Here is a 24,066-nt window from a genome sequence, read left to right on the forward strand (position 1 = left end):
GCCTCGGCACGCTCAACCCTGGGGTGGGAGGCTCCAATCGATGGGCGCCATGCCCTTGTGCACGAGCAGATCGTTGGTGCGTGAGAACGGCTGGGACCCGAAGAAGCCTCTGCTGGCTGACAGCGGCGACGGGTGTGCGGACTCGATGATCGCGACCTCCGAGCGACCCGACCGCAGCATCGGGGCCAGATTCCTCGCCTCTCGGCCCCATAGGATCGCCACCAGCGGTTGATCCCGGTCGACCAGAGCGGCAATCGCCTGTTCCGTGATGGCCTCCCAGCCGCGCTTGCGGTGGGACGCGGGCTCGCCCGGGGCAACAGTGAGCACCCTGTTGAGCAGCATGACGCCCTGCCTCGACCACGACTGCAGATCACCATGAGCGGCCGGTTCGATGCCCAAGTCGGCGGCGAGCTCCTTGTAGATGTTCTTCAGTGACCGGGGAAGCGGACGCACCTCGGGATCGACGGCGAAGGACAGACCGATCGCATGCCCGGGGGTCGGATAGGGATCCTGTCCGACGATGAGTACCTTCACCTCGGTGAGGGGCTCAGCAAAGGCACGGAACACCTTGTCTCCGCTGGGCAGATAACTTCGCCCAGCGGAGACCTCCTCCCGCAGGAAATCGCCCATGGCATGGATGCGATCGGCCTGGTCGGACAGTGCTGTGGCCCAGTCGGAGGACATGATCTTCGTCAGCTCAGCTGTGGACGTCATGCCCGCGATTCTACCGATGGGAAGCATCGTCTCCGATCCGTGATCGACCAGGTGCACGGTCAGGCTTGTGGTCGCGTACCGGGCGCGGATCGTGGCCTGGTCCGAGGCTCGGTGCCGATGTGCACACAACGCAGATGAGGTGTGCATCATCGCCTACCGTCCCGGCATTCTTTTCGGACCCAGGCAGACGATATGCTTCGTCGAAGGAGTTCATCGCAGAACTGAGTAGGTGAAAGGATCACAATGTCGCAATTTCCCGAGGCCACGAACTGGAAGATGTTCATCGGCGGAGAATGGGTCGAAGCCGCCGACGGTGACAGGAAAGACGTCATCACCCCCATCGATCGCAACGTTGTGATCGCCACTGTGGCCAATGGCAAGGAAGCGGACGCCGATCGCGCAGTCAAGGCCGCTCGCAAAGCGTTCCCCGAATGGGCTGCGCTTCCGTTCAAGGAACGCCAGAAGATGCTCATCCGCTGCGCGGACGCACTTGAAGCCGGTTCCGAGGAACTGGCCCAGCTGACCGCGATCGACACCGGCAACGCCATCCGGACACAGGCACGCCCGGAGACGATCATCCTGGCCGACCTGTTCCGCTACATGGGCGGAGTCGCCGGCGAGGTCAAGGGCAACACACTGCCTGCCGGTGACGGACAGCTGCAGTACACGAAGCGGATGCCACTTGGCGTCGTCGCGGGAATCCTGCCGTGGAACTCGCCGCTGATGATCGCCGCTTTCAAGACCCCGGCCGCACTGGCCGCGGGCAACACGATCGTCCTCAAATGCGCCGAGGATGCACCGCTGACAATTCTGAAGATGGCTGAACTGCTCGCCGACATTCTTCCGGCCGGCGTCCTCAACGTCGTCACCGGCAAGGGCTCGGTCATCGGTGAGGCACTCAACGTCCACCCCGACGTCGATAAGGTTTCGTTCACCGGTTCGACGAACGTCGGCCGCCACGTCGCTGAACTGGCAGGCGGACGTCTCGCTCATTCCTCGATGGAACTCGGCGGCAAGAGTCCCAACATCGTCTTCCCCGACTCGAACGACGATGACACTCTCCAGCAGGTGCTGCTGTCGACCCGCTTCGCACGCCAGGGCCAGTCCTGCACGATGGGCTCGCGTCTGTTCCTGCACGAGGACATCTACGATGACTTCCTGGCCAAGCTCGTCGACGCCGTGTCGAAGATGAAGGTCGGCGACCCTCGCAACGAAGACTCCGACATCGGCTGCATCATCAACGAGAAGCAGTTCAACCAGGTGTCTGACTACATCGAGATGGGCAAGTCGATGGACGGCGTTGAGATTGCCTACGACGGAACTGATTCACTTGAGGTCGGCGAACCCGGTTTCTACCACGCGCCCGTCATCTTCTCCAAGGCCAAGAACGAATGGCAGACGAGCCAGGAGGAGATCTTCGGTCCCGTCCTCTCGGTCATTCCCTGGAAGGACGTTGACGAGGTCATCGACATGGCCAATGACAGCGAATTCGGTCTCGCCGCATTCGTCTTCACGAAGAACGTCGATGCCGCACTGACCATGGCCAACCGGATCGAATCCGGCTGGGTCCAGGTCAACCAGGGCGGTGGCCAGCTGGCCGGGCAGTCCTACGGCGGCATGAAGACCTCGGGCTTCGGTCGTGAGGCCTCGCTGGAGGGCATGCTCGAAGGCTTCACCCAGATCAAGCAGGTCAACATCCGCATCCGCTGATCAGTTCTCGCTCGACAGGTCGTCCGTGTAGGACCGCCGGCCGGCACTCTCGACCCACTCCGCTGTGGGCGACTCACGCACCGTGGCTACTCAGCCACTGTGGAGAGTCACCTGCGGCGGGGTGGGTTGTCTGGTTTTCGGACCGCAGGAGATGTTGGAAAGGCCGCGACGGCACGCCGGTAGAGGTCCGACGGCGCGCCGCGAATTTCAGTCCTGTCCTCCGGGCGATAATATAGAGGCAACAATTCTTCCCGAAGGAGCACAACGTCTATGCCGCAGAACCAAGGCGCCCCCGAACTGAGCGAGCTCGAGGTGTCCGTTTTGGAGTTCGAGCGGCGGTGGTGGAAGTACGGTGGAGCAAAGGATCATGCGATTCGTGAACGTTTCGACATGTCTGCGACCAGCTACTTCCAGATCCTCAATTCCCTGCTCGACAACCCTGCCGCTCTTGCCAGTGACCCTATGCTGGTCAAACGCCTACGTCGCATCCGCACTACGCGGCAGAGCGAACGTGCACAAGCCCGCGTCTCGAGGTAGACATGACTGACGAATTCGACGAAATCGAAACTGGACGACGCAGCGGAGCCCATCGTCAGGACTCCTCGGCGCAGTCGAATGTCGGTGCCATCGCACTGGTCATCATCCTCGCTCTGGTTGCCGTTCTGCTGGTGGTCGCGGCCATCAACATCATCACCTCGTCGATGAAGGACCCCGAGTCCAACGTCGCCGATTCCGCCTCCGACAAGACCGCCTCGGCGAGTCCATCGCCCAGTGAGAGCGAAGTCAGCGTCGCTGACTCCTCACTCACGGTTGATGTCCTCAACGGTTCGGGAGTCTCCGGAGTCGCGAAGAAGTTCTCCGAAGCGGTAGAGGAGAAGGGCTGGGGCATCGGCCAGGTCGGCAACTATTCGACCGGGCTGACCGACTCCACCGTCTACTATTCTGGTGACGCGAACGCCTCGCAGGCGAAGCTGGTCGCCGATGCGCTCGGCATCGAGGCCACCGAAGCGTCGACGGACTTCGACGCCGACATCACCGTCGTCATCTGTTCAGACATCGCAGAGCGCGGACCCGAGCTCAGCGGAGGCGGCGCGGATGAGGGCAGTTCAGGCGAAAGTGGTTCAGCTGAGGACGGCGCAGATTCCGGCTCGGCCGGTGCCACCGGCAACAACTGATGAGGCCAGCGCCGTACTCGCGAGCTGAGCACTTTCGGCCCGGCTGGCGAGGCGGTTGGTCGGGCGGTTGGCGAGGCGCGTTTCCCACCAGAAGTTACCCCGCCGAAATGTTCATATAACGAATTGGTAACAGTGTTGAGCGGTCGAGGGGCTAGTCCGGCGCTGGGGTAGAGTTGCATCAGCTAGGCAAGCACTGCCCTTGTGTTCTATTCGTGCTTCACCGAGATCATTCTCTAGAGGTCAATGAGAGAAATCGCGGGGTCGGTTGAGTTTTACTAGCTTCCGTTGTCCGCTGTGCGGCCAGACCGGTCGCAATCGGGTGATGGAATGTCAATGACACTGCACTGTATGGAGAAGTAATGGCACAAGGTACCGTCAAGTGGTTCAACGCCGAAAAGGGCTATGGATTCATTACCCTGGAAGGCAACAACCAGGACGTGTTCGTTCACTGGAGCGCAATCCAGATGGATGGCTACCGCGCTCTCGAAGAGGGCCAGCAGGTTGAGTTCGAAGTTGGAGAAGGACAAAAGGGTCCTCAGGCGGAATCCGTCACCCTCCTCTGAGACTCACGTGCGTAAAGTCTTTTGATCCGCTTCGGCGGGATGGCGGCAGAGGCCCGAATCCTTCCGAGCGGGGAAAGCGCCAAGCAGGCAACTGCTTGGCGCTTTTCAGTTGCACGGAGGCGCGCTGCATGGAGCAACGCGTTTCGAGGTGTTGCGCGTTTCATAGTGCGGCGTGTTTCAACGTGCAGCGCGTTCCAACGTGCTGCGGACCACGCCCCGCGAGGGGTGAATCAGGGGCTGCGAGCCAGAAGTCGGGTAAGGGACCGATCGAAGTTTCAGGGCTCGACTTGCAAGCGGGGCTTTGAAGCGTAGGCAGGGCTGTAGGCCATGACTCGGTCGGGCGTTTTTCGCGCACACGCCTCACACGCCGATGGGACACGTGTCTCATGCGTCCCGCTGTGGAAACAATTGGTGTTTCGCGCTGGGCCGAACCGCGCAAACACGCGGGAAGCACTCGATTCGCTTGCCGCGGGCGGGCCCAATATTTGCACTCGCATGGTGAGAGTGCTAAATCTAGTAGTGGTGAAAACCGTGGGTTTCTCATCAATCGTCTCGAGAGCGTGGTCCATGTGTGGAATGGAACATGCGGACACACTCTCTGCCGTCGCGGGCGTTGACGATTGCTCTGGAATCCCATTCCACTCCATCAGGGAGGATCTAAGCCACTATGGCAAAGATGATTGCATTCGACGAAGAAGCTCGTCGGGGACTCGAAGCAGGTCTCAACCAGCTTGCGGACGCGGTCAAGGTAACCCTTGGACCACGTGGCCGCAATGTCGTGCTCGAAAAGCAGTGGGGCGCTCCCACCATCACCAACGATGGTGTCTCCATTGCCAAGGAGATCGAACTCGAGGAACCTTACGAGAAGATCGGCGCCGAGCTCGTCAAGGAAGTCGCCAAGAAGACGGACGACGTTGCCGGCGACGGCACCACCACCGCTACCGTTTTGGCTCAGGCACTCGTTCGCGAAGGCCTGCGCAATGTTGCAGCCGGAGCTGATCCGCTCAGCCTCAAGCGCGGCATCGAGAAGGCTGTTGAAGCCGTCACGGAAGTCCTGCTCGAGAACGCCATCGACATCGAGACCAAGGAACAGATCGCCGCTACTGCCGGTATCTCCGCTGGAGATCCTGCTATCGGTGAACTGATCGCCGAGGCCATCGACAAGGTCGGCAAGGAAGGCGTCGTCACCGTCGAGGAGTCCAACACATTCGGACTCGAACTCGAACTGACCGAGGGTATGCGCTTCGACAAGGGCTACATCTCCGGTTACTTCGTGACCGACACGGATCGCCAGGAAGCTGTCCTTGAGGATCCTTACATCCTCATCGTCAACTCCAAGATCTCGAACGTGAAGGATCTGCTGCCCGTCCTCGAGAAGGTGCAGCAGTCGAACAAGCCGCTGTTCATCATCGCCGAAGACGTTGAGGGCGAAGCCCTCGCCGTTCTCGTGTTGAACAAGATCCGTGGCACCTTCAAGTCTGTGGCCGTCAAGGCTCCAGGCTTCGGAGACCGCCGCAAGGCTCAGCTGGCCGACATCGCCATCCTCACCGGTGGTCAGGTCGTGTCCGAGGAAGTCGGGCTCAAGCTCGACAACGTGACCACCGAACTGCTGGGCACCGCCCGCAAGGTTGTCATCACCAAGGACGAGACCACCATCGTCGAGGGTGCCGGAGACGCCGAGGAGATCGCCGGTCGGGTCGCACAGATCCGTGCCGAGATCGAGAACTCGGACTCGGACTACGACCGTGAGAAGCTGCAGGAACGTCTGGCCAAGCTGGCCGGCGGCGTTGCAGTCATCAAGGCCGGTGCTGCAACCGAGGTCGAGCTCAAGGAGACCAAGCACCGCATCGAAGATGCAGTGCGCAACGCCAAGGCTGCTGTGGAAGAGGGAATCGTCGCCGGTGGCGGCGTCTCGCTCATCCAGGCGGGCAAGACTGCCTTCGCCACCCTCTCACTCGAGGGTGACGAAGCAACCGGTGCCAACATCGTCAAGGTTGCCATCGAAGCTCCGCTGAAGCAGATCGCCACGAACGCCGGCCTCGAAGCCGGTGTGGTTGCCGACAAGGTCGCCAACCTCGAACCCGGTTTCGGCCTCAACGCCGCAACCGGCGAGTACGAGGACCTGTTGGCAGCCGGCATCAACGACCCTGTCAAGGTCACTCGCTCTGCTCTGCAGAACGCAGCTTCGATCGCCGGTCTGTTCCTGACCACCGAGGCGGTTGTCGCCGACAAGCCTGAAAAGGCTGCCGCAGGTGCTGACGCAGCTGCTGCAGGCATGGACGGAATGGGCGGCATGGGCTTCTGATAAGCCTCTACCGCTCGACGAGCCGTGCCGGTGCCCGAAAGGGTGCCGGCACGGCTCTTTTCGACTCGGTGCTCCTCCCGTACCCTGGATGGCATGACGTTCACCGGCACAGAGTCCTGCGGAAACAGCCCCAAGAACATGTTCGTCGCCCGGTTCGAAGAGAACCTGTTCAATCGAGATGAACAGGCCCTCGCCGAGGTGATTGCTAAGGACTGCGTACTCCAGGTCATTGGCAGCGGGGGAGTCGAGACCAGCACGGGGTGCGACGAGGTCGTCGCAGCACTGCTGGGTCTCTCAGTCTCAAATCCAGTGGCCGGCCATCTCGAGGCCGCCATCACTCACGGCAAAGCGGCTGCGGCGTGGGGGCAGTGGGAGAGATCGAGCGATGGCGAGGACATCCGATACTTCTCGCATGCTTTCTGGTTCCGCACCAACAAGGCAGAGGAATTCGCTCAGATCCGAGTCTTCCAGCCCTGACGGTTCTGCGTTGCCTATCAGTCCCAGGGGTTTCTGCGCCGTCGGCGGCGCTCTTGTCTCCGTCTACGTGTTTCATCGCGAGGTGAATCCAGTCCCGGTGCGAAGGGAGGAGCCAGCGGGTGCGGAGGCTGCAGCCCGTGGCCGAATGACTCCTCGTCGAACTCGTCGTCAGTCTCACCGTGCCAACTGTCGTTCTTGCGCTCCTCGAGCTGCCGCTTCGCCTCCGCATCACCCAGCTGCGCTCGTGCCCGTCGCGTGAGTTCCCGCTTTCGCGCACGAATGATCTCTTCCTTGTGCGCGATGCGGGAGAACGCCCCGAAGAGCATTGGAATCATGATGAAGATCGGCCAGAAGAAGATCACGCCTCCGGAGGCGATCGACGAAAAGGCCCAGATGGCGAGCATGAAGCCTGCCGGCCCCGCGATCAGCCCCAGCATCGACTGGCGGACGCGGTTCTTGTAGTACTTCTGTGCCGCGGCATCGATCTGGGCGGGGGTGATCGGGACTCGGTCTGCCTCCAGCCGCGCCAGTGCCTGGGCCCGAGCGGAATCGGTGAGGTCTGCCGGTTCGACGTCGCCCGCCTCGGCGATGATGAGGTCCTGCACAAGTTCGGGGACCTCACCCAGGGTCTTCAGATGATTGGCGATCTCGCTGCGTTCGTCGAATTCCTCCGCATCGATCTGTCCGAGTGCGTAGGCCTCGGACAGCACATCGGTCACGACGGCGCGATCAGCATCCGAGGCGCGCACTTGCCCATGAGCGCGGGGATCTGCGCTGAATCGTGACCAGAGCGGACGACTGTTCATGACTCTTACTGTAACCCCGCCCCCTATGGGTGTGTTGAACTAGGCTTGAGCAAATGGAACCCGTCGTCATGCTCATCCTGTTCGCGGTGTTCATCGGGGCAGTCTCACAGCGAGTCACCGGAATGGGATTCGGCCTGGTCAGTGGTCCGTTCCTCGTGCTCCTGCTCGATCCGTTCTCCGGTGTGGTGCTTGTCAACATCTGCGGAATCGCCGCCAGCGGCACCGTCTTCGTCCGAACGTGGCGGGAGGTCGAATGGGGTTCCTTCTGGAAGCTGTCGCTGGGTTCCGTGATCGGCACGATTCCCGGTGCCCTCCTCGCAGCAGCCCTCCCGGCTTCACCGCTGCAGATCGTCATCGGCCTGCTCATCATCGGCTCCCTCATCAGCTCCATGGTCATCGGCCGAATCGGCAAGACGGTGCCCGCGAATTTCGGAACGAAGTTCACGACCGGCCTTCTCTCGGGAACGATGTCGGCCGCTGCGGGTACGGGCGGGCCCGCCGTCAGTGCCTATGCCGTGCTGACGAAGTGGGAACAGCGGACGTTCGCTGCAACCCTGCAGCCGTTCCTCGTCGTCGGAACCACCTCGGCGGTGATCTTCAAAGCCGTGTTCGACCACGGTGCCTGGCCGCAGCTGGCAGCACCCACGTGGATCGGGATCGCGGCGGTCCTCGTCGCCGGGCTCGTCGGCGGAGACTGGCTGTCGAAGAAGATCGAATCCTCGACTGCTCGGATCGCTATGATCATCCTTGCTCTCGGCGGTGGAACCGCGACCCTCATCAAGGGTCTGAGCCACCTGAGCTGAACGCACTTCGTGACCCCTCGGGCTGAGGGTTCGGGCATCTGCCGTGAGTGAGCTGGGCATGCACGGGGAGAGCGGCTTTCGGGCTAGAGGACTGAGCCGACACAAGGGTTTGGTTCAGTCGCCTGTCAGACTCGTCCGGCATACTTATTGATGACTCGTTTTGCTGGGGAGGCATAGATCGTGGGAACAGTATTCCTGTTGATACTCGTGGTGCTCGGGGCCATTTTCTTCATCGGCCACCGCAAGGAGAAGCACCGTCAGAAGGAGCTTGCCGCCACCGAGCTACGGCAGGTGACGAAGACCGCTGAAGAGGACGTGACGTCCTTCGGCGAGGAAGTCGCCGAACTCGATATCCTCACCGCTGGAGTCGAACTCGACACCGGCGGTTCGCAGGATTACAAACAGGCATTGGACTCCTATGACATTGCCAAGGAAACGCTCGACAACGTCGCCGAACCCTCCGACATCCGCAGTGTCACCGAGGCCCTCGAAGATGGTCGCTACTCCGCCAAGTGCGTGCGCGCCCGCGTTGACGGAAAGCCGCTTCCCGTGCGCCGCCCCCCATGCTTCTTCAACCCGCAGCACGGCCCCTCAGCCGAAGACATCGATTGGGCGCCTGCCGGTGGCCAGCTGCGCCCGGTTCCCGTCTGCGCTGCCGACGCCGAGCGCGTTGCAGTGGGTGCGGAACCGGCCGTCCGCAAGGTCGTGACCGGTGACGGCCACACCCGGCGAGCCTATTGGGAAGCCGGCCCTGCCTATGCCGAATACAACCGCGGATACTTCAATTCCTACGCCGGTTCGGGACTTCTGCCCGGTGTCCTCATGGGCTCGATGATGTTCGGCGGCATGGGCGGCGGCTGGGACGGCGCTCATGGCGACGCTGGCGGCGGTGACGCCGGTGGTGGCGATGCTGGCGGCGATGGCGGCGGATTCTTCGGCGGCGGAGACGGTGGAGACGGCGGCGGCTTCTTCGGCGGCGATGGATTCGATCTTGGAGACCTGTTCTGATGGAGACGATTGAGATCCGCGGCGATTCGATCAAGCTCGGTCAGCTGCTCAAACTCCATGGTGTTGCCGAACACGGCGCGATGGCCAAAGACATGATCGCCGACGGCGAAGTCGTGGTCAATGGTGAGGTCGAGACCCGCCGAGGCGCCACGATTCGTCCAGGAGACACCGTCGAAGCCTTGGGTGAGGTCATCGAGGTCTCGGCCGAATAGGACTCGCGCTCTTGCGTCGAGCTGATCGCTGAACACTACACGGGCATCGCGGACTGAACCAGCACAGACAACGGAGAAGGGACGTCCCCGCGGGGACGTCCCTTCTTGCATGTTCCGGCTCAGCCGAGGTGATTCGACCGGATCCTGAGGTTCAGCGGGTGCGGCTCAACGGGTGTGACGCGGCCTAGCCAGATGGTGCTGAGAGGGCAGGGCCTGCGCTCAGGGCCGCTGATTGGCCTCAGGCGTGTCGTTGAGTCCGGGTGCGTCCCAGAGAGCCGACCAGTTGGATGTGTCCTCTTCGAACGGAAGCTCGTCGGACAGTACGCCGCGCACCTGGATCTCAAGGGGATTGTCGCGCTGCTTCGGGCCCGACTGTGCGAATGGATAGAACGTGCCGCGCTTGTACTGATAGACCAGCGCCAGACGGCGCCCATCAGGGTTGGCGAAGTAGACGGTCGAGCACAGCAGCATGGTGTCGAAGCCCTGGCTGACCAAAGCCGAGTTCACGGCGTGCAGATTGGTCACGAGGTTGACCACCTCGGCGTCGGTGTCGGAGACCACCTGCCAGGTGTAACCGAACCCGTCGTTGCGCTGTGACACGTTCGCGGCCGGGTCCGAGCTGATGAGGGCAATGCTTTCGGACTCAGCGGACTGGAATGCCGCCCCCTCGACTTGCCGGAATGCCACGGCTCCGACGCCGGTGGGCTTGAAGCCTGTTGCAGCTTCGAGTGTGAGTGCGGCGGGAGGCAGTGCGAAGAGGTCGTCGAGGTTGGCCCGCTTCGGTTTGGAACGGCCCAGCAACGCGTCGAAGAAACCCATAAAACTCCTAGCGGATGTCGGTCAGTACGGTGGATGTCAGCAGGTCGGACGTCACTGCGGCTGTGAGAGCTGCCCGGAGATCCTCGCCAGCTGGGCCAGACGCTTGTCGAGCGAAGGATGAGTGGAGAAGAGCTGTCCGAGGGCCGCCTTGCCGCTGACAGCAGGAATGAGCGCCAGATGATTCGCCGAGGCGGAGGCACGCAGGTCCTTCTCCGGGATCTTGCTCATGTCGCCGCTGAGCTTCGTCAGCGCAGAGGCCAGCGTCGAGGGCGCGCCGGTGAGGATGGCGGCTGCCCTGTCTGCGGCGAGCTCACGGTAGCGCGAAAGGCTGCGGATGAGGAGGAACGAGAGACCGTAGACGATGGCACCGACGAGGAGGAACAGCAGCTGGATGGGAACGCCGCCGTTGTTGTTGTTCGACCGTCCGAAGCTCATATAGTAGCCGGCACGCATCATCAGAGCGGCCAGGACACCGGTGACTCCGGCGACGGTCATGACGGTGACGTCGCGGTGGGCAACGTGGGAGAGTTCATGGGCCAGCACGACCTCGACCTCATCACGATCGAGTTTCTCGAGCAGGCCGCGTGTCACACACACGACCGAGCGCTCCGGCGAACGGCCGGTGGCGAAGGCGTTGGGAATGGCTGAGTTCGAGATCGCGACGCGCGGTTTGGTCGAATCGGCGAGCTGGCAGAGCCGGTCGACCATTGTGTGCAGTTCCGAGGCCTCTTCGGGGGAGACTTCCCGTGCACCCATCGCCTTCATCGCGATCTTGTCGGAGAAGTACCACTGGAAGTAGAAAGCCCCCGCGCTGATGAGCACGGCGAAGATGACGCCGGAGATGCTTTGGCCGAAGATCCACCAGATGGCAAGAATGAGGATGACATAGATGAGCCCATTGAGGAAGATCGTCCACCCCATGCGCATGGTGAGACCGTTGTCCTTGACGAAGCGATTCTTCATCGTGGTTCCTCTCTGGGGGTGGCAGGTCCGGCCCACAGCCTTGAGCCAAGGCAGTGGGCCGGAGTCATCGATATCAAGCCATGTGGATCAGGCAGGGTCCGGAATGAAGCCTTCACCGGTGAGGAGCTCCGTGATCTCCTGCAGAGTCGCGTCGACGAACGGCACGACGACATCGCTTGAGCCCAGGTAGTCATCCGAGACGGGCTTGCCGTGTCCGACGACATAGTCGTGGAGGGCATGTAGAGCGTTCTTGGCGGCTTCTTCATTGCCGACCTCGACGGCGTCTTCGACCTGGTTGTCGTATTTCTGCAACAGATTCTGGTCGACGTCGGCGATGTCGAACTGGCCCTCGCCCATGATGCGGATGATCATTGTTTGTCCTCGCCTTCAAGCGACTGCTGCTGCTTGCTCGACGACGCCGGCAGTGAGTCGCGCATTCGGTTGAGCTCCATCTCGACATCGTTTTCGCTTGAGAGCGCGTCCAGCTGTGAGCTGATGTCGTCCTTCGAGGAACCAGTGACATCTTCCAGAGCGCCCGAAGCGATGAGTTCGTCGACGGCGCCGGCACGTGCCTGGAGCGAAGCGGTCTTGTCCTCGGCGCGCTGGACTGCCATTCCGACGTCACCGAGCTCTTCGGAGATGCCCGAGAAGGCTTCGCCGATCTTCGACTGCGCTTCTGCGGCGTTGTATGTGGCCTTGATCGTCTCCTTCCGTGTGCGGAAGGCATCGACCTTGGCCTGCAGCCGCTGTGATGCCAGAGTGAGCTTCTGCTCTTCGGCCTGCAGCCCCTCGTGCTGGCCCTGCAGGTCGGTGATCTGCTGATCCAGACCCGACTTCCGGGTCAGTGCCTCACGGGCGAGTTCCTCGCGGCCGATTTCCATGGCCTTCTGGGCCTGACCGCTGAGCTTGCTCTGCTGCTGTTCGAGCTGAGTGATCTGCAGTTCGAGTCGCTTGCGGCTGGTGGCGACATCGGCAACACCGCGACGTACCTTCTGCAACAGCTCAAGCTGCTTCTGATATGAATAATCGAGCGTGTCATTTGGGTTCTCGGCTTTGTCCAGTGCCTTGTTGGCCTTGGCGCCAAAGATCGCCGCGATCCTTTGGAAGATGCTCATCCGTAGTAGACTCCTGCATTGGTCTTGACCCGACACTGCTGGCCGATCGTCTCCGAACCTGGAGAAACCTAGCCGGCACCGCCGCGAACTATCGCTATCAGCCTACTAACAAAGGCTGACAATTTGCCAGACGCGGACACAGAACTCGAACAGACACCGCTGGTGAGATTCGGCAGGAACAACAGGCCGCTTGCTCAACGCTCACGGAGCGAAGAGTCGGGAGTTCGCGGCTTCAACCTCCGAGTACTGCGCGGCGGCCGTGTTGAGGGCCGCGTGGATCGAGTTCAGCGATTCGAACAGCTGCTTCTGTGCGCCCTCCCACTCATTGATGACTGTCTGGAAATTCTGTGCCGCACTTCCCTTCCAGCACTCCTGCAGGGCCAGAAGATTCCTCAGCATCGTGTTGGACTCTGCAACGAGTGTGCGGGAGGTGCCTGCTGTGGCTGCGGCTGCAGATGAGACGCGTTCGGCATCGACTTCGAAACTCATGACTACTCCTAGCGGCGGGGCACCGGAGCTCAGGACGAGACACCGGGATGCATCCCAGCATCGCGTTTGGCTCACGCCAGAAGAAGCTCACAGAAAGAGGGTGTGGACAGCGCTCGGCCGTCCACACCCTCTATGCGCACGAGTGAGATCGTCATCCACAGTGATCTGCACTCAAGTCCTGCTACTTCAGCACGAGCGTTGTCTTCAACGTCTGCTCCTGGCCGCCGCGGACCACAGTGAAGTCGACGGGAGCGCTTGTCGACTGTGCACGGACGAGTGCACGCAGAGCGATCGCATTGTTCACCTTGGTGCCAGCCACGGACACGATGTCGTCGCCGTCCTTGAAGCCTGCCTTGTCTGCAGGCGACCCGGACTGCACCGACTGCACCTTGGCGCTGCCTCGGGTGGTGCCGCCGCTGTTGATCTGTCCGTCGGTGAGCGTGATCCCGAGGAACGGATGCAGTGCTTTGCCGTTGGCGATGAGCTGGTCGGCGATCATCACGGCTTGCGAGGCGGGGATGGCGAATCCGATGCCGATCGACCCCGACTGGCCGCCCTCACCAGCCTGGCTCAACGAGGCCGCAGCGGAGTTCACGCCGATGAAGTTGCCATCGCCGTCCACGAGCGGACCGCCGGAGTTGCCGGGGTTGATCGCCGCATCCGTCTGGATGGCGTTCGTGATCGTCATCTCCTTCTCCTGCGAGGATGCGTCCTGACCGATATTCTCTGTGGATACCGGACGGTCGAGGGCTGAGACGATGCCGGTGGTGACCGAGTCCGCGAGGCCGAGGGGGTTGCCCAATGCCATCACCGGATCTCCCACCTTCATCTTCTTCGAGTCACCGACGGGCAGAGGCTCGACATCGTCGGGAACCTGGTCAAGCTTGATGACCGCGATATCGGTCGACGGATCGCGGCCGACGATTTCGGCCTTCGTCGTTTCACCGCTCTTCATCGTCACCGAGATCTCACCGGAGGGTGTGTCCGCCGGGGCCACCACATGGTTGTTCGTGATGATGTGCCCCTGGTCGTCGTAGAGCGAGCCCGAGCCCAGCGCCTGTACCTGGCCATCGGTGCCGACTTGGATCGAGACGACGCTTTGGGACGTCTGTTTCGCAACCTCGGTCCAATCCGGGGTCTCAATGGTCTGTTCGGCGACCTTGCGGGGCTCTTCTCCACCGAGGGCGCTGACCGCATAGCTTCCGCCGAAGGCCGCACCTCCGCCCAGCAGAGCGGCGATCACAGCGATGGCGATAGTCGCTCCCCAGCCCGGTCCTCGCTTCTCTCGCCGAGGTGGTGCTTCGCCTCCGTACGGCCCTGACCACCCGGGCGCGCCAGGCACACCTGGGCCTCCGGGCCCGGACTGGAATTCTGTGGAATTCGGCGTGGGGTACCCGCCCTGGTTCGGCTGATTGCCGAAGTGAGGGTAGGCGGCTGTGCCGGTGCCAGCACCTGCTGCGGCGCCAGCACCTGCAGCAGTCTGACCCGCCCCCTGAGAATACGCAGTGCCATAGGGGTTCGTGTCAGCAGGGGAGTTGGGGCCGGCCTGGGCTGGCACGTTGGATGTGTTGGGTCCGGCCTGTGGGCGGCCATACCCAGGTTGTCCAGGTTGCCCAGGTTGTGCGGACTGCCCAGGTTGCCCAGGATGCCCAGGTTGCCCAGATTGTCCGGGCTGCCCTGTCGGCGGATCCACAGGGGGTTGAGCACGAGTCGGCTGCATCTGAGGAGGATTCTGGCCCTGGGGGCCGAGGACGGTGTCCTGCCTCTGTCCCTGCCTCGGATCCTGTCCTTGCCACGAAGCTTGATTCTGTCTCGGATCCTGGCCTTGACGAGCACTGTCGCTTTGACCCTGACCCTGCGATGGAGTGTTCGGGCGTGCAGGGGGTGCGACGGGCGGACTGACCCGAGCTGGACCATTCGAACCGTTCGGGAAAGTGCGTGGGACCTCTGCAGAACGCCGTGACCCGTCCGTGGGGTCCTGGGGCCCTGCAGCCGAGTTGCGGGGGCTACCTGAGGATTCGCGTGAGCCATCGGTGGGGAACGTCCGGTGGTCCTGATCCCCGTGCCGTCCCCTGTTGTTGGAGTTGTTGCCCTGATTGTTAGGGTCGTTGCTGCTCATCGCTCGTCCTTTCGTGCGTCCGGAGCGCTGTCTTCAGTTTCTGAGATGGGCAGATCGATACGGAACGTTGCACCGCCGCCCGGTGTCTGGTGCACTGTGATCGCACCGTGGTGGTTCTCCACGATCGCCTTGACGATGGAGAGCCCGAGGCCAGACCCTCCGGTGTCGCGAGTCCTGGAGACGTCTAGGCGGTAGAACCGTTCGAAGATCCGGGGAACGACCTCGGGGTCGATCCCCTCGCCATGGTCGCGAACCTCGAACCTGACTCGCCCGTTGGGGAATCCGCGCAGCGATTCGTCGACGGTGATGGATCCGGCTGCCGTCATTTCCGGCACGATGCCGGTGGGTGCCTGAGCGTCGTTCTGATCATTGCCGTTCGAGTCGCCTCGGCGGAAGATGCGGACGCCTCCGGTGACGAATCCGCGTTCGCGGGATTTGTCCTTCGCCGTAGTCTTATTCGTTATGACCTTGTTCGCTCCGGTCTTTGCGCCGGTGTCCTGACCATTCGACGGCTCTGTTGGCTCCGCAGTCGCCCCGGTGCGGCCTCCGACGACGCCGACGGCGAACTCGATGGCTGTGTGCTCGGGAGTGTGCCGAACGGCGTTGCCAGCGAGGTTGACGATGACCTGGCGGATCTTCGACTCCGATCCTCGGATCATCGGTACGGGTTGCGCATCCTCTCCATCGAGCCCGATGAAGCTGATGTCCCGGTCGGGGGCTTGCGCAGCTGCGTCTGCGGCGGCGTCGCGGGCGATCCGGTGGAGGTCGATGGGACCGATCTCGGCTGGCCGCTGTTCGTCGAGGCGGGCGAGGACGACGAGGTCGTCGACGAGGACGCCCATGCGTTTGGCTTCGGACTCCATGCGCTCCATTGCGGCGCCGATGTCATCTGATTTCGTGATCGCACCCTGTCGGTAGAGCTCGGCGTAGCCGCGAATGGTGACCAGCGGTGTGCGCAGTTCGTGCGAGGCATCGGAGACGAACTGACGGATGCGTTTCTCCGACCGCGTCTGCCCGTCGAAGGAATCCTCGATCCGCCCCAGCATCGTATTCAGTGCGCCAGACAGGCGACCGAGTTCGGTGTTGCGGGGGAATGTCGGCACCCTCTGGCTGAGGTCACCGGCGGCGATCCGTGAGGCGGTCTTTTCGATGTCGCGCAGCGGCCGGAACGTGTTGTTGATCGCCCAGTATCCGACGCCAGCGACCATGGCCAGTGCCAGCAGCCCGATTCCGATCATCGTATTGCGGGCGCGCTCGTTGATGTTGTCGATCTCGCGGTCGAAGGGCACCGCGATTGAGACGAGAACGTCCGTGTTCTGGACCTTCATCGCCCGTGCCCGCCATTTCGAGCTGGTCCCTGCGACAGTGAACGGCTGACCGGCGCGCTCGTAGACCTGGGATTCGTCGATCGTCGGCAGGATCGGGCGGTTCTCAGGCTCCGGAGCCACCGGGTCGCTGATCGGCTTGCCGTTCGTGTCATAGAACTGGACGTAGAAGCCCCCGGGCAGGAGGCCCTTGAGCTCATCCCACGAGTGCGAATCGATGGTGGTGGGAGTTCCGGATGAGGAATCCGTCCCGTCGCTGTCCTTGCCCGAGGACGCTGACTGGTCCTTGCCCGACGGAGCCGACTGCAGCTGGGCAGGCTGGAATACATCCTGGTAAGCCTGCTTGGCGAGGGTCTCCGAAGCATTGATGAGTCTCTCATCGGTGCGTTCTACGAGGCTGTCGCGGAGGTTCTCGAGCACCCAGGCACTCGTTCCGGACAGAACGAGCAACATGAGCAGCATCATGATGGCCAGCAGCTTGGTGGTCAGCGACCATTCTTCCCAGAAGCCGGGTCGGGTGGGACGGGATTCTTTTGCCACGTGAGTAATCTAGCGCCTGAGCTTGTCCGACTACTTGGATTCCGGTGTGCGCAGCATGTAACCCACTCCGCGCTTGGTCTGAATCATCGGCGTCCACTCCATCTCGATGGGGTGTCCGGAGGCGTCTGCCTCCGGCGTGATATCGATCTTGCGGCGTAGGTAGGAGATGTAGGATTCCACGATTCCGGTGTCGCCGCCGAAGTCGTATTCCCAGACATGGTCGAGGATCTGCGACTTCGAGAGCACCCGGTTCGTGTTGAGCATGAGGTAGCGCAGCAGCTTGAACTCGGTGGGGGAGAGGTCGATGAGGATGCCCGAACGGCGCACCTCGTGGGTGTCGTCATCGAGTTCGAGATCGCCGGCCATGATGACGGCGTTCTCTTCGTCTTCGAGACTGCGGGTCCGACGCAGCACGGCGCGGATGCGGGCGACGACCTCTTCGAGGCTGAAGGGCTTCGTCACGTAGTCATCGCCGCCGACGGTGAGGCCGGTGATCTTGTCCGAGGTGTCATCGCGGGCGGTGAGGAACACGACCGGAGCGTTCATGCCGATCTGGCGGAGGCGACGCGTGACGGTGAAGCCGTCCATGTCCGGCAGCATGACGTCGAGGACGAGGAGGTCTGGGGCAGTCTGCTCGGCCAGACGAAGCGCTTCGGCGCCATTGGCGGCCGAGACCACGTCGAAGCCCGCGAAGCGCAGGCTGGTCGAGAGGAGTTCGCGGATATTGGGCTCATCATCGACAACGAGGAGTGTGGCTTCGATGTCGGTATCGTGTGCTGTAGTCATGCATCCAGTCTGAAGCTCGACTCTGATAGTTAGGTGATAGTTACCTGAATGCGATTGTGATCTACATCACTGAAAAACTCTCAGGAAAGTCCTGTGAGCGGTGAAGGGCCGCATTGGCTCTCAGGAATCACCTAACAATTTGAGGGATATTTGCGCTCTCACACAGCTTGCTCGCAGGTAGCTTGTCTGTCGAGAGATGGTCCTGCGATTCCTGAGGTGTGCGCCGCTCTGCGCCGCTCTGCGCCGCTCTGCGCTGCGCTCGGTTCGGGCGGGTAGCCGGTCCGAGAGTCAGGAGTCGGCCTGGCGCGCGCGGAACGCGGCCACGTGTGTGCGGTTCGCGCAATTGCCGGTATCGCAGAAGCGCTTCGAGCGGTTGCGGCTGAAGTCGGCCAGGTAGGCGTCACAGTCCTCGGCCACACAGCGTCCGAGCCTGTCGAGGTCCCCGCTGCGGATGAGATCGATGAGGACAAGTGCGACGTCGGCCGCGACGCGATCGGCAAGGCTGGCGCCCTGTCCCACAGCGTGCAGGTGCCAGTCCCAGTCTCCGTGCTTGACCAGCTGCGGCAGTGCGCCGGCCTCGCGCAGTGTGATATTCACCTCTTTTACGACTCCTTCTTCCCTCGCTTCGGCCTCGTTCTCGGTCTGGGCGTCGACGCTGGCGTTGAGTGCGATGGCGAAGCGTTCGCGCAATTCACGGGTCGATTCGACATCGGGCTTCGTGGCCTCCAGGGGACCAGAGAAGTCGTGCCGGGCAGCAAATCCGTGGAGTCCGGCGGTCGTCGTCAGCTCATCTCCCGCCTCAGCGATGGTGCCGGAGGTATTGAGGAGGTCCACGAGCATGTTGAGATTCGAGCGAATGTCATAGGCAAAAGTCATGGTGGGTGACATTCTGCCACATCACGTAAGGGGCAAAACGCATTTGACTCATTTCTGACGGTGGGAAATACTGACTGAAGTTGTCATTTCGCGTGCGAGGCTTCGGCTGCGTCTCGGGCCGAATCGCACCACACAGGCGCACTGAGCACCACACAGGCGCACTGAGCACCGCACAGACGCAACGTGCACCGCGCACCGCTCAGACGCAACGAGTACCGCGGCCAGATCGAAACATCCACAGGTCTGTGGCTCACACCCACACACCGCAACCACCTCGGCGAGGGCACGGGCCACCGCCGCATCCGCACACGTCTCAGGAGGTCAAGAATGAATCGCACCGTCATCATGGGGTTTCTGCTGACTCTTGCCTCCGCATTTTTCTTCGCCGTCTCCGGACCAATCGCGAAGACGATGTATGAGGTCGGGTGGACCCCCGGATCCGTCGTACTCATCCGCCTCGCGGGCTCGGCCGTTCTGCTGCTCATCCCCAGCTTGATCGCTCTGCGCGGGCGCTGGGACGAGGTGCGTCGGAACTGGAAGACCGTGCTCACCTACGGGCTGGTGTCGATGGCTGGCGTGCAGGGCTTCTACTTCGTTGCCGTCGAACACCTCACAGTGGCGGTGGCACTGCTGCTCGAGATGACGGCGCCGATGCTCATCGTGTTCTGGATCTGGGCACGCACTCGGACTCGGCCGGCCACGGTGACCTTCATCGGTGTGGTGGTCTCGATGATCGGGCTCGTGCTCATCCTCAACCTCCGCAATTCCGACATCAGCATCTTCGGTGTCGTCATGGCACTCGCCGCTGCCGTCTGTCTGGCCAGCTACTTCCTGGTCTCCGCGAAGGACTCCATCAATGTCCCACCGGTCGCACTGACCGGGCTGGGCATGGGGGTCGGGGCCTTGGCGATGTCGCTCATCGTGCTGACGGGAGTCATGCCTTCCGGCGCTGTCGCCGCCGACGTCGACTTCGGCGGGTACCAGGTCTCGTGGATTCTGCCCATGGCGATGATCGTCGTCTTCACCGTCGGTGCCTACATCACGGGCATTCTCGGTCTGCGCTACATCGGGGCGACGGTCGGCTCCTTCGTCAACCTCGTCGAGGTCCCGTTCTCCGTCATCGTGGCCTGGCTCGTGCTGTTCGAGATGCCGGCACCCATCCAGCTCTTCGGTGGTGTGTTCATCCTCGGCGGCGTCGGCTTCATCAAATGGGGCGAGGCGCGTCTGGCCCGCCGGGTCGCCTCCCGCGAGGTCGTCGTCAGAGCCGAGGAGCTTGCCGAGGTCTGAGACACTCGGAACCACTGACGGCTTGGGCAGCCCCTCGGGTGCTCCCCTTGCCAGGCTGAGCAACCTTGAGCGAGGTTGCCCAGCGCCCGAAAAGGCTGCCCGACTGAATTCCCGCGGCTAGGCGCCGTCGAGCAGCGGTCAGCGCACCTCGATGTCGTAGCTGTAGCCCTGCTCGGTGAGGAAGCGGCGGCGCTGGGCAGCGAAATGCTCGTCGACGGTGTCTGCGGCAACGACCGTGTAGAACGTCGCGGAGCCGGAGTCCTCCTTCGGCCGCAGGATCCGACCCAGACGCTGGGCCTCCTCTTGCCGGGAGCCGAAGGCGCCCGAGACCTGGATCGCCACCGAAGCGGCTGGCAGATCGACGGAGAAGTTCGCGACCTTCGACACCACAAGTACGCGGATCTGACCCGAGCGGAAGTCACGGAACAGCTCCTGGCGCTGCGATTCCGGGGTCTGCCCGGTCAGCACAGGAGCGTTGAGGCCGGCACCGATCTCCTCGAGCTGATCGAGGTACTGCCCGATGACGAGGATCTGTGCAGTGGGGTGGTCGGCGACGAGCTGCCGCACGATCGGCAGCTTCGCATCCGAGGTGGCCGCGAGTCGGTACCGGTCCTCACCGTCAGCGCGGGCATAGGCTGTGCGGGTTCCGCCGTCGAGGCGGACCCGGATTTCGTGGCAGGACGCAGTGGCGATGTAGCCCATGCGTTCGAGTTCCTTCCACGGCACCTCGTACTGCTTGGGCCCGATGAGGGAGAACACTTCGTCCTCGCGCCCGTCCTCGCGGACCAAGGTGGCCGTGAGTCCGAGCCGCCGCCGGGCCTGCAGGCTCGCGGTCAGGCGGAAGATCGGCGCCGGCAGGAGGTGGACCTCGTCGTAGATGACAAGCCCCCAATCCTTCGCATCGAGGAGTTCCAAGTGCAGGTAGGAGCCCTTGCGGCGCGTAGTCAGCACCTGATAGGTGGCGATGGTGATCGGTCGGATCTCCTTCATCGATCCTGAGTACTCACCGACCTCGTCTTCGGTCAGCGAGGTGCGGGCAAGAATTTCGTCCTTCCACTGTCGGGCTGCAACGGAGTTCGTCACGAGGATCAGCGTCGTCGTCTGCACCCGCGACATCGTGGCCACCCCGACGATGGTCTTGCCCGCACCGCAGGGCAGAACAACGACGCCGGACTCTCCGCTCAGAGAGTGGTCGATCGCTTCCTTCTGATAGTCGCGCAGATGCCACTGTCCGCCATGGGCATCATCGGACAGAGCGATCTCGTGGGCCTCTCCGTCGACATAGCCGGCATGGTCGGAGACAGGGTGACCCAGTTGCAGCAGCGCATGTTTGAGCTCACCGCGCTCCGAAGGGTGGACGAGGACGGATTCGGCGTCGAGGGATTTGCCGAACTTGCCCACAAGGTCCGGCTGGCTGATGAGCGAGGCGAGCAGATCGGTGTCCGAGGAGGTCAGGGTCAGTCCGTGAATCGGATTGTCGACGAGGGTGAGGACTCCGAAGCGGTCCATGATGTCGACGATGTCGACGAGCAGTTCGTGGGGCACAGGATACTTCGCGAACTCGAGGAGGACATCGACGACGGACTCCGCGTCATGTCCGCTGGCCCGGGCATTCCACAGCCCCAAGGGGGTGATCGTGTACGTGTGGATGTACTCCGGCGTTCGCGAAAGCTGCGCGAACGGCGCGATCGCCACGGCCGCCTCGACGGCCAAGGGGTGCCCAGATTCCAACAGCACAGTCCGATCGGACTGCACGATCAACGGACCGTTCATGTGTGTTCCCGCTTCTTTCCACGCCGAGGTGACTTCGAAGGGGACAACGTCTGTGTCCTCAGGATTGTTCCTCCACCACATCGACGCTGACGATGCGCGCGATCGACAGGGACGCCTCGGCGCCGGTGGTCTTGACCTTGCCGCGCACGCGCCCACCATTGACGGTGGCAGGGAGCATGTCGATGAGGCGTTCCTTCCCGTGCGAGTCGGCGAGCGTGATCGTGACCTGCTGGCCCGCCCCGGCGGCTTCCCGGAGTCGATCCATGTGTCCCAACGGCTCGTCCGTGCTCGTGGCTGGGGCCGCGCGGGCTCCGGGGGAGCGGAGGATGCGGATGTAGTCGTCGAGGTGGGCATCGTCGACCCGTGCGCGCTTGCGCAGGTGCACCTCCGGCTCGGCCTGAGTGATGACCTTGCGTTTGCGCACCGGCCCAGACGGTGAGTGAAGCATGGCGTGGTGCTCGGCGGACTCGAGCAGGTGCATGGTGCGTTCGGGGCCCAGCTGACCGACCGCCACAGTCGGTGCCAGACGTTCGAGACCGGCCGGCAGCATGGCCTGGTCGGAGAGGATGACGTCGAGGTCGACGGGATCGTCGACGACGAGGACGGCGCGGGCACCGGCAACCTGCACGCGACGCAGCTTCGAGGCCGTGTTCTGCACGAGGAAGTTCAGCGTCGAAGGCAGGGCCTCGGCGCTGATCTCAGCGAGCTGGGCCAAGGCGTCCTCGGCGTTGATGCCGGCCTGCATGCTCGCTTCGATCGTGGTGGCATCGATGCGGTACACGGTGCCCTGCCCGCGCGCCTCGACGACGGCGAACCTGCGCAGGATGTGATGGACTCTGGGCTCGATGGGTCCGGTCGCCACCGCCGTGAGGTCGGATTGGATGAGCACGGTCTCGACCTCATCGACGAGTCCGAGCCGGACCGCGTCGACGACATCGGTGGGCACCTCGAGGCTTTCTAGGCTGAAGTTCACCGGTGCGATCGACGGATCGTGGGCGGCCTGGGCGCTCATCGCAGACCGCAGTCCCTTGGCGAGGAGGACACCGAACCTGCTGGGCCCGAAGTGTTCGGAATTCTGCAGGGGGGTCGTCGCCAGGCCGAAAGCACCGGCGGTGTGCAGGATCGCTTCGGTCATCGCGAAGTCGTGTGCCGGGATGAGGGGGCGGGTGGCAAGGACCTGCGCGTGAATCCATTCGGCGGAGCGTGAGGATCCGTGTCCGATGTCGTGCAGAATCTCCAGGATAGTGAAGCGCAGCAGAGGCATCGTCGGCTGCGACTGACTGAACCCCTTGAACAGGGACTTCTTCGGAGATGTGAGGACGGTGAGGCGTTCGTTGGCACTCGCCCCTGCCGCCAGCTGGGTGACGTCGAGGGGTTCGCGCAGCCAGGAGGTCATCAATGCCGCCCACAGCTGCGCCCTGTCGCCTTCGAGGACATCGGCTGCGTCGTCGCTGGCCGTCCACTGAGGATCCAATGGGTCGTCGAGCACGCCGATGAGGCGCAGCGACTTCGCTGCCAGCAGCAGGGTGATCGTCTGTTCGAGCCCCAGGTCGATGGTCTTCCCGATCCGGGTGACGTCTCGCTTGGAGATGCCGCCGCTGGTCAGACGGGAGATCGGTGAGCTCGCCAGCTCATCGACGAGTCCACGCAGGGAGGAGATCACCTCTGCCACGGCGGCTCGTTCGCTGTTGTGGATGAGTGTCGTCGGGATCGCCTCGATACTGGAGTCGAGCTCGGACGCCGCCTGCCACGGATGTGCCCGGGCGGATTCGGCCGCCGAGGTGGGCAGCAGTGTGATGGCCTCCGACTGGATCCGCCAGGTGGTTTCAGACGAGGGCCAGGCCAGACCCAGGTCGCGCAGTCGGGGGAGGACCACCTCGGCGCGGGTGTCGTCGATATGACGATTCTCACCCACGTTGATGTCCGCCGAGGTGCGCGCGGACTTGGCCAGGTCGATGAAGACGTCGAGCTGGGCTGAGGTCAGTGCTTCGATGCCCCTGGAGACGCCGATTCGCGAGGAAGCAGCCGCGGCCAGCGAAGGGATCGTCGGGGACTCGGGTTGGAGGAGATCGCGACGGGTCCGGACGAGGGACTCGAAGTCGGTATCGGAACTGTGGGACAGCCATTGGCTGAAGGTCATTGACATCGCTGTTCAGTTTAGCGCGAGGGTTACAATAGATGGGCAGAAGAGCTTTGGAGAT

At 62.8% G+C, this 24,066-nt stretch carries 23 protein-coding genes; 10 read left to right on the plus strand and 13 right to left on the minus strand.

Annotated features, from left to right (window positions below; translation table 11 throughout):
- Nucleotides 1-12: 12 nt before the first annotated feature.
- Entirely contained in the window at nt 13-714 is a 702-nt protein-coding gene (locus BANT918_RS09955) for a uracil-DNA glycosylase (RefSeq protein WP_101620229.1), read from the minus strand.
- 243 nt (nt 715-957) lie between these two features.
- Here BANT918_RS09955 and BANT918_RS09960 point away from each other — a divergent pair, with 243 nt between their 5' ends.
- From BANT918_RS09960 to BANT918_RS09985, 6 genes are all read left to right on the plus strand, one after another.
- The gene (locus tag BANT918_RS09960; RefSeq protein WP_101620096.1) at nt 958-2,424 is read left to right on the plus strand and encodes an aldehyde dehydrogenase family protein; all 1,467 of its coding nucleotides are present in this window, start codon (nt 958-960) and stop codon (nt 2,422-2,424) included.
- Between the two features lie 270 nt (nt 2,425-2,694).
- The gene (locus BANT918_RS09965; RefSeq protein WP_009881872.1) at nt 2,695-2,961 is read left to right on the plus strand and encodes a DUF3263 domain-containing protein; all 267 of its coding nucleotides are present in this window, start codon (nt 2,695-2,697) and stop codon (nt 2,959-2,961) included.
- 2 nt (nt 2,962-2,963) lie between these two features.
- Nucleotides 2,964-3,599: a LytR C-terminal domain-containing protein gene (locus BANT918_RS09970; RefSeq protein ID WP_101620097.1), complete on the plus strand. Its 636-nt coding sequence runs from the start codon at nt 2,964-2,966 to the stop codon at nt 3,597-3,599.
- 359 nt (nt 3,600-3,958) lie between these two features.
- Nucleotides 3,959-4,162 carry a cold-shock protein gene (locus BANT918_RS09975; RefSeq protein ID WP_009881874.1) on the plus strand — a complete coding sequence of 68 codons (204 nt, stop codon included), beginning with the start codon at nt 3,959-3,961 and terminating at the stop codon, nt 4,160-4,162.
- A gap of 667 nt (nt 4,163-4,829) precedes the next feature.
- Complete coding sequence (gene groL / locus BANT918_RS09980) at nt 4,830-6,467, plus strand: chaperonin GroEL (RefSeq protein WP_101620098.1); 1,638 nt, start codon at nt 4,830-4,832, stop codon at nt 6,465-6,467.
- 93 nt (nt 6,468-6,560) lie between these two features.
- On the plus strand, nt 6,561-6,944 hold the full coding sequence (locus BANT918_RS09985; protein WP_101620099.1) for a hypothetical protein: 384 nt from the start codon (nt 6,561-6,563) through the stop codon (nt 6,942-6,944).
- 17 nt (nt 6,945-6,961) lie between these two features.
- On the opposite strand, the gene BANT918_RS09990 is transcribed toward BANT918_RS09985, so the two are convergent.
- Nucleotides 6,962-7,750 (minus strand): DUF1707 SHOCT-like domain-containing protein, encoded by a 789-nt coding sequence (locus BANT918_RS09990; RefSeq protein ID WP_101620100.1) that lies wholly within the window; start codon nt 7,748-7,750, stop codon nt 6,962-6,964.
- A 53-nt stretch (nt 7,751-7,803) separates the two neighbouring features.
- Here BANT918_RS09990 and BANT918_RS09995 point away from each other — a divergent pair, with 53 nt between their 5' ends.
- From BANT918_RS09995 to BANT918_RS10005, 3 genes are all read left to right on the plus strand, one after another.
- Nucleotides 7,804-8,553 (plus strand): sulfite exporter TauE/SafE family protein, encoded by a 750-nt coding sequence (locus tag BANT918_RS09995; protein ID WP_101620101.1) that lies wholly within the window; start codon nt 7,804-7,806, stop codon nt 8,551-8,553.
- Between the two features lie 180 nt (nt 8,554-8,733).
- Entirely contained in the window at nt 8,734-9,561 is an 828-nt protein-coding gene (locus tag BANT918_RS17405; protein ID WP_101620102.1) for an OadG family protein, read from the plus strand.
- Nucleotides 9,561-9,773, plus strand: coding sequence for an RNA-binding S4 domain-containing protein (locus BANT918_RS10005; protein WP_101620103.1), 213 nt, complete (start codon nt 9,561-9,563; stop codon nt 9,771-9,773). Before BANT918_RS17405 ends, BANT918_RS10005 begins: the two co-directional genes overlap by 1 nt.
- A gap of 219 nt (nt 9,774-9,992) precedes the next feature.
- Here the strand turns inward: BANT918_RS10005 and pspAB are convergent, their stop codons facing one another.
- From pspAB to BANT918_RS10050, 9 genes are all read right to left on the minus strand, one after another.
- Nucleotides 9,993-10,592, minus strand: coding sequence for a PspA-associated protein PspAB (gene pspAB, locus BANT918_RS10010; protein WP_101620104.1), 600 nt, complete (start codon nt 10,590-10,592; stop codon nt 9,993-9,995).
- Between the two features lie 51 nt (nt 10,593-10,643).
- On the minus strand, nt 10,644-11,555 hold the full coding sequence (gene htpX / locus BANT918_RS10015; protein WP_101620105.1) for a zinc metalloprotease HtpX: 912 nt from the start codon (nt 11,553-11,555) through the stop codon (nt 10,644-10,646).
- Between the two features lie 87 nt (nt 11,556-11,642).
- Nucleotides 11,643-11,927, minus strand: a complete 285-nt coding sequence (gene pspAA, locus BANT918_RS10020; protein WP_101620106.1) for a PspA-associated protein PspAA — start codon at nt 11,925-11,927, stop codon at nt 11,643-11,645.
- Nucleotides 11,924-12,670, minus strand: coding sequence for a PspA/IM30 family protein (locus BANT918_RS10025; RefSeq protein ID WP_101620107.1), 747 nt, complete (start codon nt 12,668-12,670; stop codon nt 11,924-11,926). Before BANT918_RS10025 ends, pspAA begins: the two co-directional genes overlap by 4 nt.
- A gap of 201 nt (nt 12,671-12,871) precedes the next feature.
- Entirely contained in the window at nt 12,872-13,159 is a 288-nt protein-coding gene (locus BANT918_RS10030; RefSeq protein WP_101620108.1) for a WXG100 family type VII secretion target, read from the minus strand.
- A gap of 181 nt (nt 13,160-13,340) precedes the next feature.
- A complete protein-coding gene (locus BANT918_RS10035; RefSeq protein ID WP_167389439.1) occupies nt 13,341-14,717 on the minus strand; it encodes a S1C family serine protease in 1,377 nt (458 codons plus the stop codon).
- Nucleotides 14,718-15,274: 557 nt separating this feature from the next.
- Nucleotides 15,275-17,143 (minus strand): sensor histidine kinase, encoded by a 1,869-nt coding sequence (locus tag BANT918_RS10040; protein ID WP_101620110.1) that lies wholly within the window; start codon nt 17,141-17,143, stop codon nt 15,275-15,277.
- Nucleotides 17,144-17,173: 30 nt separating this feature from the next.
- Nucleotides 17,174-17,929 carry a response regulator transcription factor gene (locus BANT918_RS10045; RefSeq protein ID WP_101620111.1) on the minus strand — a complete coding sequence of 252 codons (756 nt, stop codon included), beginning with the start codon at nt 17,927-17,929 and terminating at the stop codon, nt 17,174-17,176.
- Nucleotides 17,930-18,217: 288 nt separating this feature from the next.
- Complete coding sequence (locus tag BANT918_RS10050) at nt 18,218-18,805, minus strand: CGNR zinc finger domain-containing protein (protein WP_101620230.1); 588 nt, start codon at nt 18,803-18,805, stop codon at nt 18,218-18,220.
- A 327-nt stretch (nt 18,806-19,132) separates the two neighbouring features.
- Between BANT918_RS10050 and BANT918_RS10055 the strand changes: the two genes are divergently transcribed.
- Nucleotides 19,133-20,092, plus strand: coding sequence for an EamA family transporter (locus BANT918_RS10055; RefSeq protein WP_233430433.1), 960 nt, complete (start codon nt 19,133-19,135; stop codon nt 20,090-20,092).
- A gap of 138 nt (nt 20,093-20,230) precedes the next feature.
- Here the strand turns inward: BANT918_RS10055 and BANT918_RS10060 are convergent, their stop codons facing one another.
- Nucleotides 20,231-21,865 (minus strand): DNA repair helicase XPB, encoded by a 1,635-nt coding sequence (locus tag BANT918_RS10060; RefSeq protein ID WP_101620112.1) that lies wholly within the window; start codon nt 21,863-21,865, stop codon nt 20,231-20,233.
- A 58-nt stretch (nt 21,866-21,923) separates the two neighbouring features.
- Nucleotides 21,924-24,011, minus strand: coding sequence for a helicase-associated domain-containing protein (locus BANT918_RS10065; protein WP_233429367.1), 2,088 nt, complete (start codon nt 24,009-24,011; stop codon nt 21,924-21,926).
- Nucleotides 24,012-24,066: the final 55 nt, after the last annotated feature.

It is taken from the genome of Brevibacterium antiquum CNRZ 918 (assembly GCF_900169145.1).
In the GTDB taxonomy this organism is placed as follows: domain Bacteria; phylum Actinomycetota; class Actinomycetes; order Actinomycetales; family Brevibacteriaceae; genus Brevibacterium; species Brevibacterium koreense.

Excerpts from the sequence above, each read along its gene's own strand:
- pspAA (WP_101620106.1), bottom strand. The coding sequence starts at position 11,927 with ATGATCATCCGCATCATGGGCGAGGGCCAGTTCGACATCGCCGACGTC.
- BANT918_RS09965 (WP_009881872.1), top strand. The coding sequence starts at position 2,695 with ATGCCGCAGAACCAAGGCGCCCCCGAACTGAGCGAGCTCGAGGTGTCC.
- BANT918_RS09970 (WP_101620097.1), top strand. The coding sequence starts at position 2,964 with ATGACTGACGAATTCGACGAAATCGAAACTGGACGACGCAGCGGAGCC.
- BANT918_RS10065 (WP_233429367.1), bottom strand. The coding sequence starts at position 24,011 with ATGTCAATGACCTTCAGCCAATGGCTGTCCCACAGTTCCGATACCGAC.
- BANT918_RS10045 (WP_101620111.1), bottom strand. The coding sequence starts at position 17,929 with ATGACTACAGCACACGATACCGACATCGAAGCCACACTCCTCGTTGTC.
- pspAB (WP_101620104.1), bottom strand. The coding sequence starts at position 10,592 with ATGGGTTTCTTCGACGCGTTGCTGGGCCGTTCCAAACCGAAGCGGGCC.
- htpX (WP_101620105.1), bottom strand. The coding sequence starts at position 11,555 with ATGAAGAATCGCTTCGTCAAGGACAACGGTCTCACCATGCGCATGGGG.
- BANT918_RS09990 (WP_101620100.1), bottom strand. The coding sequence starts at position 7,750 with ATGAACAGTCGTCCGCTCTGGTCACGATTCAGCGCAGATCCCCGCGCT.
- BANT918_RS10030 (WP_101620108.1), bottom strand. The coding sequence starts at position 13,159 with ATGAGTTTCGAAGTCGATGCCGAACGCGTCTCATCTGCAGCCGCAGCC.
- BANT918_RS10055 (WP_233430433.1), top strand. The coding sequence starts at position 19,133 with ATGAATCGCACCGTCATCATGGGGTTTCTGCTGACTCTTGCCTCCGCA.
- BANT918_RS09955 (WP_101620229.1), bottom strand. The coding sequence starts at position 714 with ATGACGTCCACAGCTGAGCTGACGAAGATCATGTCCTCCGACTGGGCC.
- BANT918_RS10050 (WP_101620230.1), bottom strand. The coding sequence starts at position 18,805 with ATGACTTTTGCCTATGACATTCGCTCGAATCTCAACATGCTCGTGGAC.
- BANT918_RS09960 (WP_101620096.1), top strand. The coding sequence starts at position 958 with ATGTCGCAATTTCCCGAGGCCACGAACTGGAAGATGTTCATCGGCGGA.
- BANT918_RS09995 (WP_101620101.1), top strand. The coding sequence starts at position 7,804 with ATGGAACCCGTCGTCATGCTCATCCTGTTCGCGGTGTTCATCGGGGCA.
- groL (WP_101620098.1), top strand. The coding sequence starts at position 4,830 with ATGGCAAAGATGATTGCATTCGACGAAGAAGCTCGTCGGGGACTCGAA.
- BANT918_RS09975 (WP_009881874.1), top strand. The coding sequence starts at position 3,959 with ATGGCACAAGGTACCGTCAAGTGGTTCAACGCCGAAAAGGGCTATGGA.
- BANT918_RS10060 (WP_101620112.1), bottom strand. The coding sequence starts at position 21,865 with ATGAACGGTCCGTTGATCGTGCAGTCCGATCGGACTGTGCTGTTGGAA.
- BANT918_RS09985 (WP_101620099.1), top strand. The coding sequence starts at position 6,561 with ATGACGTTCACCGGCACAGAGTCCTGCGGAAACAGCCCCAAGAACATG.
- BANT918_RS10005 (WP_101620103.1), top strand. The coding sequence starts at position 9,561 with ATGGAGACGATTGAGATCCGCGGCGATTCGATCAAGCTCGGTCAGCTG.
- BANT918_RS10025 (WP_101620107.1), bottom strand. The coding sequence starts at position 12,670 with ATGAGCATCTTCCAAAGGATCGCGGCGATCTTTGGCGCCAAGGCCAAC.